This is a genomic window from Dialister sp. (genome assembly GCF_047832375.1).
In the GTDB taxonomy this organism is placed as follows: domain Bacteria; phylum Bacillota; class Negativicutes; order Veillonellales; family Dialisteraceae; genus Dialister.
In genome coordinates this window covers 1,850,001-1,868,004 of record NZ_CP181256.1, presented here as the reverse complement: position 1 = coordinate 1,868,004, position 18,004 = coordinate 1,850,001, and the positions used below count along the sequence as shown (strand labels likewise).

At 49.8% G+C, this 18,004-nt stretch carries 12 protein-coding genes and 1 other RNA gene (1 of these 13 running past the window's edge); 11 read left to right on the top strand and 2 right to left on the bottom strand.

All coding sequences use genetic code 11. The features are described from left to right. Positions 1–334: 334 nt before the first annotated feature. Positions 335–1,825, bottom strand: a complete 1,491-nt coding sequence (locus ACFWUL_RS07465; RefSeq protein ID WP_416176766.1) for an ISNCY family transposase — start codon at positions 1,823–1,825, stop codon at positions 335–337. A gap of 154 nt (positions 1,826–1,979) precedes the next feature. On the opposite strand from ACFWUL_RS07465, the gene ACFWUL_RS07460 reads away from it, so the two are divergent. From ACFWUL_RS07460 to ACFWUL_RS07430, 7 genes are all read left to right on the top strand, one after another. Next, positions 1,980–3,479 carry a Na+/H+ antiporter NhaC family protein gene (locus tag ACFWUL_RS07460; protein WP_297023874.1) on the top strand — a complete coding sequence of 500 codons (1,500 nt, stop codon included), beginning with the start codon at positions 1,980–1,982 and terminating at the stop codon, positions 3,477–3,479. A gap of 389 nt (positions 3,480–3,868) precedes the next feature. Further along, positions 3,869–5,422, top strand: coding sequence for an exopolyphosphatase (locus ACFWUL_RS07455; RefSeq protein ID WP_297023870.1), 1,554 nt, complete (start codon positions 3,869–3,871; stop codon positions 5,420–5,422). A gap of 2 nt (positions 5,423–5,424) precedes the next feature. Further along, entirely contained in the window at positions 5,425–7,593 is a 2,169-nt protein-coding gene (gene ppk1, locus ACFWUL_RS07450; protein ID WP_416176857.1) for a polyphosphate kinase 1, read from the top strand. Positions 7,594–8,196: 603 nt separating this feature from the next. Beyond that, the gene (locus ACFWUL_RS07445) at positions 8,197–9,171 is read left to right on the top strand and encodes a 3D domain-containing protein (protein WP_416176856.1); all 975 of its coding nucleotides are present in this window, start codon (positions 8,197–8,199) and stop codon (positions 9,169–9,171) included. 334 nt (positions 9,172–9,505) lie between these two features. Beyond that, the gene (gene lspA, locus ACFWUL_RS07440; RefSeq protein ID WP_416176855.1) at positions 9,506–9,940 is read left to right on the top strand and encodes a signal peptidase II; all 435 of its coding nucleotides are present in this window, start codon (positions 9,506–9,508) and stop codon (positions 9,938–9,940) included. After that, complete coding sequence (locus tag ACFWUL_RS07435; RefSeq protein ID WP_297023853.1) at positions 9,937–10,860, top strand: RluA family pseudouridine synthase; 924 nt, start codon at positions 9,937–9,939, stop codon at positions 10,858–10,860. Before lspA ends, ACFWUL_RS07435 begins: the two co-directional genes overlap by 4 nt. A 290-nt stretch (positions 10,861–11,150) precedes the next feature. Continuing rightward, positions 11,151–12,113: a P1 family peptidase gene (locus tag ACFWUL_RS07430; RefSeq protein WP_297023850.1), complete on the top strand. Its 963-nt coding sequence runs from the start codon at positions 11,151–11,153 to the stop codon at positions 12,111–12,113. Positions 12,114–12,433: 320 nt separating this feature from the next. On the opposite strand, the gene ACFWUL_RS07425 is transcribed toward ACFWUL_RS07430, so the two are convergent. Further along, complete coding sequence (locus tag ACFWUL_RS07425; protein WP_416176844.1) at positions 12,434–13,924, bottom strand: ISNCY family transposase; 1,491 nt, start codon at positions 13,922–13,924, stop codon at positions 12,434–12,436. A 108-nt stretch (positions 13,925–14,032) separates the two neighbouring features. Here ACFWUL_RS07425 and ssrA point away from each other — a divergent pair. From ssrA to thiM, 4 genes are all read left to right on the top strand, one after another. After that, positions 14,033–14,376, top strand: a transfer-messenger RNA (tmRNA) gene (gene ssrA, locus ACFWUL_RS07420). Positions 14,377–15,003: 627 nt separating this feature from the next. Continuing rightward, positions 15,004–15,321 carry a thioredoxin family protein gene (locus ACFWUL_RS07415; RefSeq protein ID WP_416176854.1) on the top strand — a complete coding sequence of 106 codons (318 nt, stop codon included), beginning with the start codon at positions 15,004–15,006 and terminating at the stop codon, positions 15,319–15,321. Positions 15,322–15,465: 144 nt separating this feature from the next. Beyond that, positions 15,466–17,004 (top strand): hypothetical protein, encoded by a 1,539-nt coding sequence (locus tag ACFWUL_RS07410; protein ID WP_416176853.1) that lies wholly within the window; start codon positions 15,466–15,468, stop codon positions 17,002–17,004. Positions 17,005–17,247: 243 nt separating this feature from the next. Then, on the top strand, positions 17,248–18,004 hold the 5' portion of the coding sequence (gene thiM, locus ACFWUL_RS07405) for a hydroxyethylthiazole kinase (protein ID WP_416176852.1). 47 nt of this gene lie beyond the right edge of the window; the window shows 757 of its 804 coding nt (coding positions 1–757); it begins with the start codon at positions 17,248–17,250; its stop codon lies beyond the right edge, outside the window.

Genomic DNA, 18,004 nt, shown 5'->3' with positions numbered 1-18,004 from the left:
TTAGGAAGGATGATCCGCCTGCGGCGCTTTCTTTTCTTCAGTCATTCGTGCCGTAGGCTGGCCAGCTTTCCTAGAAGCTAGCCGCTAGAAGCTAGAAGCTCCGTGCGAATGACGCTACCTATCAGCGCATGATACAACAGCTCGATAAACCGCAATTTGATAAATAAGCCATTTTCTTAGACCACTTTGATTACTCTGACAGCAGGGGTAACCATCAGTAATGTTTTCAATTTTGCATCTGCATATGTCAAGCATTTTTGAAAATGTCCCGAGAATTGTCATTTAATAGCCCCGCAATAGTGGGGCTATTTTGAGTGGTTAGGCCAGTATGTTACTAAAATATGTTACGCGATGCAAGTTCTTCTGGATCTTGTCTGGAATGATGCGGTCTTGTAAGGACGTAATGACGGAAAGATGCCTGCTTCCATGGGTGACTCATCGGTGGAATCCAGTGTTTCTGAGGCTTTGGTTTGGTATAGTCAGCATCAAGCTCAGGAGATTTCTTCTGGCGCAAAGGGATGGCTTCCAGCGCGTAGATACTGGTATCGTTAACACTGCAGTAGAGTTCGCCGTTGAAAGCCCGTATGACTAGTACTTTGGTTCCGCTGGCATAATGCACCTGATGGCCTTCTGAATCAAGCATACGATAGTACTGACGCTGGAAACGGATGCAGTGGCCTCTGTCTACCGTACGGCCTGTAAGTACAGCCAGTATCAGGTTGATCCTCTCATCTGACGGTTGCGTCACAAAAGCTGATTTGGTACTATTGGGGGGAAGTGCAAACTTTGCATTGAATTCTTTTAGGTAGGACTTGAGGAATTCATTGGCGTCTGCAATAGTCGTGATGCCTGCCTGTCTCAGCTCAATCGGCAGGCGCGACTGCAGCGTCTCATTGAGCCGCTCAACCCGGCCTTTGGCCTGTGGTACGCTGCTTGACTCAAGGTGTATCCCCAGTTGCCTGCAAGCGTAACCGAACTGCGTATAGGTATCCTCGTCGATGGACGGGGATCCTTTTTGTTTGTAAATGAACACAGTGCGTTTATCCGTGAAGATTTCCACAGGGATTCCGTAATCTTTGAGAGTCTGCCAGAGGACATGGTAATAGCCGTTCAGGGTCTCCTGGGTGTCAAAATAGCCGCCAGTCACGATGCCAGTAGCATCATCAATGAAGAGGTGGAGATGCCAGATCTTCCCGGGAACCCATTCATATGGAGTGGCATCACCCTGCAGCTGTTCCCCAAAGTAAGCATGCCGTGGACGCCGGCTGTGGGCATCTTCAGCAGCCACAAGATTGACTTGTATTTCCATCTGCTTTTTCTTGGATTTCGTGTTGCTTTTCATTGCTTCCAATTTCCTCCTGATCCGTTTTCTTTTGGCCCGTGTAGCCTTAGGAGAGAGAATAAAGGCTGCCTCAAGAATGGAGGCTACAGAGGAAACGGAGACATGGATATTCTCATGTCTGTCCAGAAGTTCGGTAAAGTGGGTAAAATTGGCGCCATAGTACTCATTCTGGTAAAGGGCCACAATTTTTTCTCTGAGTGAGGCTGGAAGTGTTGTTACGGGCTGTCTACCCCTGTTCCCGTGGACAAATGCTGCTTTACCTTCCTGACGATAGCGCAGGATTAACCGGTTTACGGTGCGGACAGTGCACCCCAGCCGGACTGCTGCTGCGAGCTTGTTGCCATCTGGATGATTAACAAGAGATTTGATTGTTTCATATTTGAACTGCTCGTCCATCGTTAATTCAACCTTTCTGATAAAAATTCCTCCCATCACTTGCGTTAAGATTGTGATGAGATTATACCATGACTGGGACATTTTCATTTGTGGTTACTTGAGACAATATCACTTGTGGTTCATAGTAATGTTTTCAATTTTGCATCTGCATAGTGACATGATGGACCAAACGGGTTATAATAAACAAAAAATGATTTTGGCAGTATGGGAAGCTGCTGAAAGTAGAGAGGGTGGATGTAATATGTCTCAAACGGTATGGTCCCTTGTACCGCCGGTGGTCACCATTATCCTGGCACTGGCGACAAAGGAAGTGTACATGTCCCTGGCTATTGGTATCTTTATCGGTGCCTTCATGTTTGCCGGGTTCAGTGTACTCGGTGCTATTGATACTATGTTTAAAATCATGTCGGACAAGGTGGGAAGCAATGTATATATCCTTGTTTTCCTTGTCCTTCTGGGAATTATGGTGGCGGCAATCCAGAAGTCCGGCGCCTCCCAGGCCTATGGGGATTATGCGGCAAGGACCATTAAGGGGAAACGAAGTGCCCTTTTTGTTACTATGCTTTTGGGTATCCTTATTTTTATCGATGATTATTTTAACTGCCTCACCGTGGGTACTGTCATGAGACCGGTAACGGACCGGTTCAAGATTACCCGTGCAAAGCTTGCTTACATTATCGATGCTACGGCAGCTCCGGTCTGCATCATTGCGCCTGTATCCAGCTGGGCAGCTGCAGTGACTTCCTCTCTGCCTGAAGGAAGTTCCATCGATGGATTTGCCCTGTTTCTTGAGACGATTCCACTGAATCTTTACGCATGGCTGACCATTATTTTCATGGCAATCCTGATCTGGTCCGGCAAAGATTTCTCCCGGATGGCTAAGTTTGAAAAGGAAAGTGGCGGCACACTGGTCATTCCGGCGGAATATGCGGATGATGAAAATAATGTACCCGTAGGAAATGGGAAAATTATTGACCTCATTCTCCCGCTGGTTGTCCTGATTGGCGGATGTATCTTCGGAATGCTCTATACCGGTGGTATTCTGGAAGGCAAGGGGGTAGCCGAAGCATTTGCCAACTGCGAATCCGCAAGGGGCCTTGTTATCGGGTCCTTCATTGCCCTGGTATTTACATTTGCCCTGTATATTCCGAGAAAAGTCCTGAACTTCAGCACTTTCTGCAGCTGCTTTGTGGAGGGATTCAAACAGATGACCTCGGCCATCATGATTCTTTCCCTGGCCTGGACACTGTCCGGCATCGTGGGCAAGGATTATCTGAATATCGGCGGCTATGTGGGAAGCGTGGTTTCCAACAATGCAACCATTGCCATTCTGCTGCCGGCGCTGTTCTTCCTTGTGGCTATTGGACTTGCCTTTGCTACCGGTACATCCTGGGGCACCTTCGGGATCCTGATTCCTATCGTTCTGGCTATTGTATCTAATGATACCCATCTCATGATTATGACTGTGGCGGCAGTTCTCGCCGGTTCTGTAGGCGGCGACCATGTGTCCCCAATTTCCGATACCACCATTCTGGCGTCGGCGGGTGCCCAATGCCATCATATAGACCATGTTTCCACCCAGATCCCTTATGTCATCGTAGTGGCTGTAAGCTGTGTGGTTGGTTATCTGGTAGACGGAATCACAGGAAATGGTATTCTCGGCGATGCAGCAGGCCTGGTGTGCATGCTCATCATTTTGGGGTATTTCCTGAAATTCAGATCTTACAGCAGTGAAAACTGAGTCGTTCGTAAGAAAAGACTGCAGGTCGGAGCAATCCGGCTTGCGTTTTTTTGTATGGGACTTCGCCCGGGCAGAAGCCTTTGACAGGGAGTTTCCCATGTAACCCATAACTCTGTGTCTATTTATTCAGCGATAACGACGGATATCCACTATAAACTACTGCGAATTCATAGTTGCCGGCCCGGTGATTTTTTTACCCATTGAATATCGAATATGATACAATAATGTAAAGGTATAAACGATGATTGGAGAATTTATAGTGCTGATTTAATCAGCGTGCCGGTTTTGCCTTTACAAAGGCTTTACCTGTAAGGTGTAAGGTTAGTAATGGAGTGTTGCCGGAATCATTTGCTGCTTTCGGCCAATTTTTACAGAAACGGGGGCTCGCCATGTCGGAGCAAAAGCCACTCATTTACGGGATTATCCATATCGGATCATCCAATCTTTCCATGCGCATTGTGCAGTATAACAATGTGAAAGATATCCGGGTGATTGAATCGGTCCGCAAGGATACGTCATTCGGGGAAGAAGTGTTTATTCATAAAAAGCTGTCTTTCCCTTCCATCAAGAAACTCTGCGGTATGCTGGAAGGATTAAAGCAGCTGCTCCTTGACTACCAGGTCAAGGTGTATGCGGTCTATGCGACAGCGGTTCTTCGGGAAGCGGAAAACTGCCGCTCCATTATCGACCTGATCCGTGTGAATACGGGGTTCAACGTGCAGGTGGTGGATATGCCCCAGGAAATCTACTTCAAGCATTTTGGCCTCCAGTACCAGTTCAAGCAGTACAACAAGGCCAATGCAAGCCGGCTTGGGAATAATTTCCTCTTTGTGGACATCACTTCAGGCTGCGTGGGGCTGACGGTATGGGAAAGGGGCTCCCTCTGCTACCAGCATAATGTGCATATCGGTACACTCCGCCTTTTGGAAACCTTTAAGATGAACCAGCGGGACTCCATCAATTTCCCGGAAGCCCTGAGTGAATATATCCATGCCATCATGGAGCCCCTGTGGGTGACGGTTCGGAAATATAAAATTGATACGGTCATCCTGTCCGGCCGGGAGGCCCGCATTGTGGGACGGCTCATGAACGTTAAAATCGGTGCCGGCGTCATTGAAGTGAAGCCGGAGAAGATTACCCGGTTCTATGAAGAGGCGGGAGCCCTTTCTACGTCCATGACCATGCAGAAGTACCACATCAACGAGTCCCTGGCGTCCGTCGTAACGCCGACCATCCATATTTACCAGGAAATCCTCAATAATGTACCTGTAAAAAATGCAGTCATGATGGGTATGACCTTTGCAGAGGCGGCCAGCATTTTTTATGGTGCCCAGAAGACGAAGGATCCGGCCCTGCTGTACATGAGAGCCCAGAACCTGGAACTGACCCGGTCCATTGCGGCGTCTTACTACTATGAACCGGAACACGCAAAGGCCATGGAGCTCTACAGCTACCATATTATTCGGGCCTTTGACCAGTATAATGGCCTCAATGAACGGGATGAGTTCCTGCTGCGCATGGCCATTATCCTTTATCAGATCGGGAAATATGTGAACCTTCTCGGTTCTTCCGCCCATGCCTGGAGCATGGTGCGGGGCACCGATATTTTCGGTATTTCCGATAAGGAAAAGGATATCGTGGCCTGCATCGTTTATTACGACCATAAAGGCATGCCCAATGACGATGATGAGCCATTCCGGATTCTTCCGGATGATTCCAAGATGACGGCGCTGAAGCTGATCGCCATTTTCCGGCTTGTCCGGGCCATGGACATGTCAAGGAAGCAGAAGCTGAAAGATGTGACTGCCCGGATCACGAAGGATGCCCTTCTCATCGAATATGAAAGCAATGAGAATACGGCTTTGGAAACGTGGATGTTTGATAAAGAAAAAGAATTCTTTGAAAATATTTTTGGCATGGAAGCCAGACTTGAGCGGAGGTAACTATGGACGTGGACGTAAAGAATTACCGGTTTTACCTGAACAGGGAACTGTCCTGGCTCCAGTTTAACAGAAGGGTTCTCCAGGAAGCGGTGGATCCGAACAATCCACTCCTGGAAAAGTTGAAATTTCTTGCCATCACCAGCTCGAACCTGGATGAATTTTTCATGATTCGCGTGGCTGGCCTGAAGCACCAGAAGGAAAATGGTGTGAAACGCCGGGATATCGCCAACATGACGCCGGAGGAACAGCTGGCGGCTATTTCCGATACCTGCCAGCGCCTGGTGGCAAGGCAGTATCGGTACCTGAAGATGATTCTGAAGGAACTGGAATCGGAGGGACTCTATTTCATCCGCCCCGGGAATGCCACACCGAGGCAGCAGCGTTGGCTGGATGATTATTTTGAAAGGGAAATTTTCCCGGTAGTCACACCGATGGCGGTAGACTCCTCCCATCCATTCCCATTCCTCGCTTCCAAAAGCCTGAATATTGCCATGCTTCTGGAACGGAATGAACGGGACATGACGCTGGATGAAGAAAATGATATCGATGTAAAAACAGCCATCGTACCGGTACCGTCGGTGCTCCCCCGGATCATTCGACTGCCGGACAGCGAAGACCGTCCGGGACGCCATGATTTTGTGTTCCTGGAAGAGGTGCTCTGCCATTTTGCGGCCCGCCTGTTCATTGGCTTTGACCTTCTTGAAGCAAGACCTTTCCGTATTACCAGGGATGCGGACCTGAACCTGGACGAAGAAGATGCCCAGGACCTGGTGGTGGAAGTGGAAAAACAGCTGAAAAAGAGACAGCGCGGGGAAGCGGTGCGCCTGGAATTCGAACGGGGCACCAGCCGTTTCATGCGCCGCTTCATGACGTCCGAAATGAACCTTGGCCCCGAAGATATGTATGAAATAGATGGCCCCTTGGATGTGACGGCATTTTTCCCCTTCTGCGGTATCAAGGGGTACGATAACCTGCGGTATCCGGAAGCCCATCCCCATAAGCCCTGGTCCATGATCCAGATGGAACGGGAAAACAAGCACAACATTTTCGATATGATCCGGGAAAAGGACCTGCTCGTCCATCTTCCCTATGAGTCCTTCGATGACTCCGTCGTGAATTTCGTGGCTTCCGCCGCTTCTGATCCCAATGTGCTGGCCATCAAGCAGACCCTGTACCGCGTATCCTCTTCGAGTCCCATTATCCAGGCCCTGGAGAAGGCAGCCCAGAATGGGAAACAGGTCACAGTGCTCATGGAAGTAAAGGCCCGTTTTGATGAAGCCAATAACATCCTCATGGCCCGGAGACTCGAAAAGGCAGGGGCCCACGTCATTTATGGGCTGGTGGGGCTGAAGACCCATTCCAAGTGTACCCTTGTCATCCGCAGGGAAAAGGACGGTATCCGCCGCTATGTCCATGTGGCCACAGGGAACTACAATGCCTCCACCGCCAAACTGTATACGGACCTTGGTATCTTTACCTGCAACGACCGTTTCGGTACCGATGCTACCGCCTTCTTTAACCTCCTTTCCGGCTATTCTGACCCGCCAATCTGGGACTCCTTTATCGTAGCCCCCATTAATCTCCGGCAGCGGTGCATGGAGCTCATTGATCGGGAAATCCATTTTGCTCTTCAGGGGGAACCGGCCCGTATTGTGGCCAAGATGAACTCCCTTCTCGATAAGGAAATTATTGCCAAACTCTATGAAGCATCCCGGGCAGGCGTGAAGATTGAACTCATCGTCCGCGGCATCTGCGTCATTATCCCCGGTATTCCCGGTGTCAGCGATAATATCACAGTCAGAAGCCTGGTGGGCCGTTTCCTGGAACACAGCCGGGTATTCTGGTTCCTGAACGGTGGACGGGAAGAGTTCTATATCGGCAGCGCTGACTGGATGCCCAGAAACCTGAACGACCGGGTGGAACTGATGATTCCGGTGAAAGATAAGGACCTCTGCCAGAGGCTGAAGGATATGGTGAACCTGGAACTGGCGGACAACCAGAAGGCCCACATCATGCAGTCCGACGGTACCTGGAAGAAGGTCATTGCGCCGGACCACAAAGTGGCTGCCCAGGCCCGTTTCCAGGAGCTGGCGGAAGAACGGGATAAAGAAGCCGAAATGACACTGGCCCAGAAAATGGAACCCTATGTACCGGTCTTTGGTAAACGGTAACTGATAATTTATAAAAGCTGTGAAGAACAGGGCGTTCTTCACAGCTTTTTTTATTTCCGGAAATCCGGAATTCCGCTCGAAGAGGGAAGTGCATAGCTATCCACTTTAAGCGGTAATTGAATGCACTTTTGGGACTGGCTTATTTAAATGACCCTGTTTTGCATCATTTTCTCCCACACATACCGGAATCTGAAGAAAACGTATGTTTTAAAATGTAAAAACATGGGCCAAAAAGAGCCTATCTCCAAGTATGATATTATGGAATATGCAGTTGACAATCAACTGATGCAAAAACAGGGGAAGAAGTGAAACTTTCGAGAAAACCGTACTGTTTCCATCATCGAATATACTCATTCTTTTCTAAAGTCCATTGGAACAAGACAGAATTGACAATAAATGAATCTGCCTATATCCGATAGAATATGAAAATAATAAGTATTTCATGATTGAAAGTATCTATTGTATTTTTCAATAATTCGTAGGAGGTATCCACAAGTAACTCGATAAATACGGAATATATAAAGTACGTATAGAATGTAAACCAACGTAAATTTGACAAAAAGTCTCTCTATGGTAGAATGACTGCCATAGGAGTGAAGTCATATGAAACATAGAACCTTTGAGAAAGCAGTGAAAGCGGTTACCTGCTCCCTGCTCCTCTTTTCCATGGCTGCCCAGGCGGACCTGTCTCTGGCCCTCGGGTTTGGCATGAACGGCGAGGACAAGACGGTAACCGTGTATGATGGCAGTCAGAAAAAAGTCATTACCACCAATGCAACTAACTTCAAACAGGTACTGAATGAGTCCGACGTGGTTTTAAATGCTTATGACAAATACTGGACCAGCGGAGACGATGTACGGGATGGATCTGTGGTGGTGGTGGAAAGGGCAAAGCCCGTGACCATTGTATCCGGAAACCGTGCAAAGACTGTATATACTACGAAGCAGACCGTGCAGGGCGTGGTGAACGAGGCCGGCTTTGACTGGAAGAAAATGATGCCCATTGAAGACGGCATGATGAAAGTCACCCAGGGTATGCAGATCCATGTGGTTCCCTATACCTCCCGGGTGGTGAACCGGGTAGAATCAATTCCGGTCCGGTATAACAGCTGGTATGATAGCACCCTGGCGCCGGGACAGATGGAAATCGTCCAGGAAGGAACCCAGGGAAAACGGGAAGTGGAAATGGAAGAATACATTTCCGACGGAAAAGTCATCCGGGCGGAAGCGGGCAATGTCAAAATCCTCAGCCAAGGAACGCCGGGAATTGCCAAGACCGGTGACATGGAAGGAACGAAGGGGTATGTCCGGAATATGAGCGCTACGGCCTACCATCCCACCGATGGCGGTGGATTCGGCATTACGGCCACTGGCACCCGGGCCGGTCATGGGACTGTAGCCGTTGACCCCAGGGTCATTCCTCTGGGATCCTCCGTATACATCCCCGGATACGGTGAAGCGGTGGCAGCAGATACTGGCGGCGCCATCATTGGCGACCGCATCGACCTGTGCATGGAAACATTCGAGGAATGCTACAATTTCGGAAGACGGAACGTAGAGGTCTTTGTGAATTACTGATTTCATATGATTGTAAGAGCGGTGAAGGAAAATGGATTCCTTCGCCGCTTTTATTCTATGTGGAGGTATTGCTCAATCCCATGAATGGGGCTAAAGGTTGTGGGCGCTGCGCGCCGGGGGCATAAGGTGGATTCGCTGCCTTTTGGCAGCCATAGCACCTTATGTCCCTGCTGCGCCAAGGCGTCAGCCTTGGCAGGCAGCTACAACCCGGTGAACAAGCGAAGCGACGTTCACCTACCACCCTTAGCCCCATTTCATTCGGTTGGGGAATGAACTCATCCACCTTTCCCACCGCCCACTTTCCATATGCTATAATACAAGCCAGGAGGAATTTATGAAAACATTACTGATTGCATTAGCAGCGGCCCTGCTGGACCAGCTGGTGAAGTGGATCGTGCAGACCCATATGGAACTGGGCGAGACCATTCCAATTATTAAGAATGTATTTCACCTGACCTACATCTTGAACCCCGGTGCTGCCTTTGGACTGCTGCCCCACAAAGACTGGTTCTTTCTGGCCATTGTGGTGGTCCTGTACGCTGCCTTTTTTATTATGCGAAAGAAAATTCCGGAGAAACCGGCCTATTTTCCCCTGGCCATTAGCCTTCTTCTTGGCGGCGCCCTGGGAAATGCCATCGACCGTGTCCGGATTGGCGAAGTTATTGATTTCTTTGATTTCCGTATCTGGCCCATATTCAATGTGGCGGATATTTTTATCTGCCTGGGTGTAGGGCTCATTGCTTTTTATTTTTGGAGACACAGCTCATGAATCGGATTACCTGCCATATCACAGAAAAAGAAGAGGGCCTTCGGTTGGACCAGGTCCTGAAGGAGGCATCGGGCCTTACCCGTTCTGAAGTACAGAAATGGATTAAGGAAGGAAAGGCGGTGCTGGAGCCGGGGCGCATGGTACGGGCCAATTACCATGTGAAATCGGGGGAAACCATTACCTTCTCCTGGGAAGAAAAGGGAGAACTGGTACTGGTACCCCAGAATCTTCCCCTCCATATTCTCTATGAAGACGATGATATGATTGTCATTAATAAGGAAAGGGGCATGGTGGTACATCCGGGATTCGGAAATCCTGACGGTACCCTGGTGAATGCCCTCCTTTACCATTGTGGAGACAGCCTGTTCCAGGCATCGGAGGACCCCATCCGTCCGGGCATCGTCCATCGGCTGGACAAGGATACCTCCGGAGTCATGGTGGCGGCGAAATCTGCCCGCGCTTTCCCTGTACTGAAAGAAGAAATCGCATCCCATGAGGCCCAGCGCCATTATGTGGCCCTGGTTCACGGACAGATGGAAGGCAATACAGGAGTCATCCGGCTGCCCCTGGGACGGAGTACAAAGGACCGGATGAAATGGGACGTGGAACCAAAGACCGGAAAGCCGGCGGTGACCCACTATCGGGTGCTGGAATTCATGCCGTCCTATTCCTATCTGGAACTGAAACTGGAGACCGGACGGACTCACCAGATTCGAGTCCACATGGCCCATATCGGCCACCCCGTGGTGAATGATCCACTCTATGGATGGAAGAAGGACCATTTTCCCATTGAAGGACAGGCCCTCCATTCCTGGACCCTGGACCTGAAGCACCCCGTCACCGGCGAGCCCATGCACTTCGAAGCTCCTTTGCCGGAGGACATGAAGCTCTGCCTCGCCATGGCCCGTAAAAGGGAATGAAGGTTAAATACAGGTAATTCGATAGTTTTTGCGTTCAATAATTGTTATAAGGTGGCTAAAGTGGCTCAGGTGGCTGAAGGGTAACGGGCTTCGCCCGAGGGGAAGGTGTGCCGCGACAGAATTATATAGCGGCACGAATTATGTATTTAGCGGCGAAGCCGCAAGCTATATACCCTGCGGCGCTCTATGAATTGTGCGCCGCACCTTCCCCTTGGCCGTAGGCCATTTCCCCTGAGCCACTTGCCCGCAGGGCTTACCCTTCAGTCACCTTTGTATTATAGGAGGCCATCTTGGAATATAGAACGATTCATGTACCGGGATTTACGATAGGCACGGCAGAAGACAGGGAAGGACTCACCGGGGTGACGGTGATCCTGGCACCGGTTGGGGGCGCTTCTGCCGGCGTCGATGTACGAGGCTGCGCTCCGGGGACCCGGGAAACGGATCTCTTGAGTCCGGAAAAAACGGTCCAGCAAATCCATGCCGTCGTTCTTTCCGGCGGTTCTGCCTTCGGTCTGGAATCGGATTCCGGAGTCATGCGGTACCTTGCGGAAAAGAAAATCGGATTTCCGGCGGGACCGGGGATTTTTGTGCCCATTGTCTGCGGTGCTGTGCTCTTTGACTTGACCATCGGAAGCCACCATGCTTTCCCGGATCTGTCAATGGGATATGAAGCCGCAAAGAAGGCTTCTGATACATTTCCAGTGGGCTGCTATGGGGCAGGCACGGGGGCTACCGTAGGAAAGCTGACGGGCTTTGCCCATGCCATGAAAAGCGGGGCAGGCTATGCAGAATTCAGTCTGCCCGGCGGTCTGTATGTGGGGGCCTATATGGCGGTTAACGCATGCGGAGAAATTTATGACGGAGAAAAAGTTCTGGCCGGGGCATTGGATAAGGATGACAGGACTATTATTTCATCCCATGATCTCATGATGCATGGATATAAGCGAAATATGGGAACCAATACCTCCATCGGCTGCGTCATGACGAACGCAAAACTGACGAAAGCAGAGTGCCGGGCTGTTTCCGGCATGGCCCATGATGGCTACGCCCGGGCCATCCGTCCTGTCCATACCACCATGGATGGAGACACCGTTTTCACCATGGCCTCCGGAGAAGTGGAAGCACCGGTGGACACCGTGGGCTACCTGGCAGAAGAAGCCATCCGCCTCGCTATCCTGGATGCCATCCGCACCGCAGAGCCCCTGGGTGGCCGCCCGGTGTATAGGGATATTGTGGGGACTGATGAGTGAGTGTTGAGCACAAGCGTATGTATGGGGCTAAAGGTTGTGGGTTGGCATCGTTGCGCTAGCCAACCGGGTTGTAGCTTTGGACAGGCTGGCGCCTTCCCAAAGCGGGGGCATAAGGTTCTATCGCCGCCTTCTGCGGCTATCCTACCTTATGCCCCCGGCGCGGCAGCGCCCACAACCCGGTGAACGAGCGGAGCGATGTTCACCCACCACCCTCAGCTCCATACATACGCTTGTCAAGCATTTTTGAAAATGTCCCGAGAATTGTCATTTAATAGCCCCGCAATAGTGGGGCTATTTTGAGTGGTTAGGCTAGTATGTTACTAAAATATGTTACGCGATGCAAGTTCTTCTGGATCTTGTCTGGAATGATGCGGTCTTGTAAGGACGTAATGACGGAAAGATGCCTGCTTCCATGGGTGACTCATCGGTGGAATCCAGTGTTTCTGAGGCTTTGGCTTGGTATAGTCAGCATCAAGCTCAGGAGATTTCTTCTGGCGCAAAGGGATGGCTTCCAGCGCGTAGATACTGGTATCGTTAACACTGCAGTAGAGTTCGCCGTTGAAAGCCCGTATGACTAGTACTTTGGTTCCGCTGGCATAATGCACTTGATGGCCTTCTGAATCAAGCATACGATAGTACTGACGCTGGAAACGGATGCAGTGGCCTCTGTCTACCGTACGGCCTGTAAGTACAGCCAGTATCAGGTTGATCCTCTCATCTGACGGTTGCGTCACAAAAGCTGATTTGGTACTATTGGGGGGAAGTGCAAACTTCGCATTGAATTCTTTTAGGTAGGACTTGAGGAATTCATTGGCGTCTGCAATAGTCGTGATGCCTGCCTGTCTCAGCTCAATCGGCAGGCGCGACTGCAGCGTCTCATTGAGCCGCTCAACCCGGCCTTTGGCCTGTGGTACGCTGCTTGACTCAAGGTGTATCCCCAGTTGCCTGCAAGCGTAACCGAACTGCGTATAGGTATCCTCGTCGATGGACGGGGATCCTTTTTGTTTGTAAATGAACACAGTGCGTTTATCCGTGAAGATTTCCACAGGGATTCCGTAATCTTTGAGAGTCTGCCAGAGGACATGGTAATAGCCGTTCAGGGTCTCCTGGGTGTCAAAATAGCCGCCAGTCACGATGCCAGTAGCATCATCAATGAAGAGGTGGAGATGCCAGATCTTCCCGGGGACCCATTCATATGGAGTGGCATCACCCTGCAGCTGTTCCCCAAAGTAAGCATGCCGTGGACGCCGGCTGTGGGCATCTTCAGCAGCCACAAGATTGACTTGTATTTCCATCTGCTTTTTTCTGGATTTCGTGTTGCTTTTCATTGCTTCCAATTTCCTCCTGATCCGTTTTCTTTTGGCCCGTGTAGCCTTAGGAGAGAGAATAAAGGCTGCCTCAAGAATGGAGGCTACAGAGGAAACAGAGACATGGATATTCTCATGTCTGTCCAGAAGTTCGGTAAAGTGGGTAAAATTGGCGCCATAGTACTCATTCTGGTAAAGAGCCACAATTTTTTCTCTGAGTGAGGCTGGAAGTGTTGTTACGGGTTGTCTACCCCTGTTCCCGTGGACAAATGCTGCTTTACCTTCCTGACGATAGCGCAGGATTAACCGGTTCACGGTGCGGACAGTGCACCCCAGCCGGACTGCTGCTGCAAGCTTGTTGCCATCTGGATGAGCAACAAGAGATTTGATTGTTTCATATTTGAACTGCTCGTCCATCGTTAATTCAACCTTTCTGATAAAAATTCCTCCCATCACTTGCGTTAAGATTGTGATGAGATTGTACCATGACTGGGACATTTTCATTTGTGGTTACTTGAGACAATATCACTTGTAGTTCACCCACCACCCTCAGCTCCATACATACGCTTTGACATTCTTCTATCTATCGTTTATAATGTAATACACCCATAAGGGGATGTACCGGTTTCGACAGGAGATTCTGGTTCATAAACAGCGAGTCGGGATTCCATCTACCCCGTAAAACGGTGGAAAAACTTAAACGCAAAACGTGATTTTGCTTTAGCAGCCTGATCTGCTAATGTCCCCTGGCGTTTTCCTATGACTCCAGGCTGACATCAATCAATAGGATACCGGAGAAGGATGTTCGGGACTTCCGAGGGAAACCAATTCCGAAATCGGCAAAGGCAGTTTGTTCCTGTACGATACTTTGCTTAAATCTCAAACAGTAACTGCACTCGGAGAAATTTATGGGACAGGCTTTTTGGACAGGGGTTCGACTCCCCTCATCTCCACCAACTATGACAGGACCACGGAAGTGGTCTTTTTTTATGCCGCTTTGTAAGAATATCGGTGAGTTCTACCCAACGGGAGTTGACTGTTATCCGCTGCTGCTGACAGGGCATTACCCGTTTTGCAGCCAATATGCATCGTAATTGTGATCATTGAAATGTCAGACATTCTCTAAGAATGCAGGCCCTTGGAGAAGGGCCGCGCCAAAGGCGCAGGATGGATGCCGCAGAGCGGCTGACTCACGGTAAGCTGATAGCTGTTCGCCGTCTATGCGAATGGGGCTGAGGTTAGCGGTAGGAATCTGATGGGCGCCGCAGGCTGGTCAATCTCATATCCCCGGTGCGAAGCATCCACAACTCGGTGAGCAAGCGATGCGATGCTCACCTGCCACCTTCAGCCCCATTCAGCTGTATGGAGCAATCAGTAAGCCGGACTCTGGCCAGAGGCCCAAATCCATAATTCTCCCCCTTGAGCCCAGGCGGCAGACTTAGCCCTGGCCTTGGTCGAAGACCAAGCCTCATCCACAGCCCTATTAGTAATTTCATTTTTTTGCATATTGACTGTATTCGATGAGACGTATATAATAAATATAGAGTAAGTTAAATATATGCATATCAAAAGGAGTGATTTCTATGATGGGTCCGATTTCAGGTATGGACAATGTAAATAAGGTCATAGCCGAGGGTGATGCGATTCTGGGATTTTCTTCGCCTACCTGTGGTTACTGCCGCAAGATGCGTCCCATGATGGCAAAGATTGCTGATTCCTTACCGGTACCTATTTATGGGGTGAATGTGGAAGAGGATAAGGATGTGGCCGATCGGTTTGAAGTAACCGCCACTCCGACACTCATTTACTTCCATGATGGAAAACCGGTGGATCGTATCGTTGGTTCCACAGGTGTGGGATTTGAAGAATTGAAGGCATTTGTAGAACGAAAACATAAGTAATATATGATAAGCCTTGGCAGGGATACCGTATGCAGTATCCCTGTTTTTGTTTGAACTTTTTTTCTCAAAGCCCACGGTAGATGGGGTAACGTGATACAATAAAAAGGAATGAAATCCATATAATTCATGGAGGAAGTGAGATATATGACACGGGAAGCAGACCATATGACAAAGTCGGAACTGCTGGAATTGGGAATGCAGTACAAGCACATTCGGAATTATGAGAAAGCGAAGGATTATTTCAAGGAGGCTGTACTGCAGGGAAGCAGTCGGGGAGCAAAAGAACTTTTTGAACTGGGACGCCATTTCTATAAAGTAAAAGAATATGCCCAGGCCTTTGACTGTTTTGAAATCCTGTCAGGAATGGGACACGGTCCAAGTACTCTGTACTTAGGACGGATGTATGAGTATGGCTATGGGAAAAGGGCCAATGTCCAGGAAGCTTTCGATCATTATGCGGCATCCTACCAGCAGGGACTGGCAGAGGGGGCCTATTATGCCGGACGCCTCATGATGGGAGATGCTCTCCATTCCGAGGAGGTGCGGGATATTGCTATCAGCTGGTTTAAAGAAGCCATTGCCGGCGGTATATACAAGAGCTATGCGGAAATCGGTAAGCTTTACCTGGACCGGGGCGCCAAGGAACAGCCCGGATACCCGGTGAAAAATAATAGAACCGCCCTGTCCTGGTTTCTCCGGGGTGCTGTCCATGGGGACAACCTGTGTCGTGAAATTGCAGCGGACTGCTTCATCCATGGTATAGGAACCGAAGTAAATGTGAAAAGAGGACTGGAACTGTATGGCCAGGCCTTTCATGACGACAGTGTGTCGGCCTGCCGATCCCTGGGAAATTTGTACGCCAACGGAGACGGGGTTCATAAAAATATCGATCTTGCCATAGCCTGGTATCTGAAGGGCTATGAACGGGGAGATAAAAGAGGCCGCTATGAAGCGGGCCGCGTTTCCTACCGGGCTGGCCAGCTCTATCCGGGAGCCGGAAAAGAGGAGAAAGAAAGGGCCCTCAAATACCTGAACCAGGCAGCATCTTTGGGATATGCAGATGCCTATGATGACCTGGCCGGAATCAGCAGGGAAGAGGGAAATGAAAAGAAATTTGTGACCCTCCTGAAGCAGGGGATGAAAGCAGGCAGCGACCTGTGCCGCAAAAATCTCATTGACTTTTATTGCAGGAAGGCAGCGGCCCTTTTAAAGGAAACAAGGGAAGAAGTGGCTCCGGATAAACTGGATACCAATAAAGACAAACTGGGCAAAATATTTGATGATTCCCAGATCAAAGTGAAAAAGGCGGCAGAGTACTACAAGAAAGCAGCCCGGGCCGGTGATGATGATTCCTGGGCAGTTCTTGCCCGGATGTACCTGTATATCGGCGATGCCCTGGAAGTGAAGGATAAAGATTTTATCAGGGCTGCAAAAAATGGTTATGCATCAGGGCTCCTGAACACCCGGAAGCTCCTTTGGCGTTACTATGCGGGCCCCGGTCCAACGGATGGGGAAATCATGCATCAGGAAAATCCGAAGCAGGCATTCCTCCTGGCCCGTCAGCTGGCGGCAGAAGGATACACAGATTTCTACAAGGTCCTATCAGACTATTATCGAGATGGCTACGGAACCAAGAAGAGCGCCCGCCTCGCAAAAATATGGGCAAATAAGGTGAGGGTGTAAGTAAAGAAAGGACTGTGGCTGAAGCCAGGGCTAAGGCTTCCGCCTGGGCTCAAGGAAGAGGAATATGGATTTGGGCCGTTGGCCAGAACTAAGGGTAAGAAATATATATTGCGGCGCTATATAATTTGTGCGCCGCACCACCATTCCTCATTCCTCATTCCTAATTCCTCATTTTTTATACCATCTGCTGTTCCGGTCGCAGGTCCCCATTCATCGGGCTTAATAGTAAAAGGAGTATATACCATGCAGTTTTCAGACTATTTAAATAACGTAAGACAGAAGAATCCGCTGGTCCATCATATTACGAATTATGTTACCGTTAATGACTGCGCCAATGCGTGCCTTGCCATTGGCGCTTCGCCGGTGATGGCTGATGCCATTGATGAAGCAGGGAGCATGGCCTCTATTTCTTCTGCTCTCGTTTTGAATATAGGCACATTGAATGTAAGTAAAGTAGAATCCATGATGATGGCCGGCCGCAGTGCCAATGCCGGACACAAACCGGTGATTTTTGATCCCGTAGGCTGCGGAGCCACACCTTTCCGGAACCGGATGGCCGCAGAAATCATGGATAATGTTTCCATGGCCGTAGTTCGGGGAAATATGTCGGAAATCGCATCCCTTGGGGGCAGGAAGGCATTTACAAAAGGCGTGGACGCAGGAGAATCATCTGACATTACAGTGGTTCCCATGGCGAGAGAATTAGCAGAAAAGTGGCATACCGTTGTCGTTATCAGCGGACCTGTGGATATCATTACAGATGGAAAGAAAACTGTACTCATCCATAATGGCTGCCCGGAAATGTCACTGATCACCGGATCCGGATGTATGTGCACCACGGTGATTGGTGCCTTTTGCGGTGCCAATCCGGATCACCCCCTGGAAAGTGCAGCAGCCGCCATGGCCGCCATGGGGCTGGCAGGAGAAAGGGCCTGGAGCCACTGGGGCAAAGAGGGACTCGGCCATTTCCACATGGCCCTCATTGACGAACTGGGAAAAA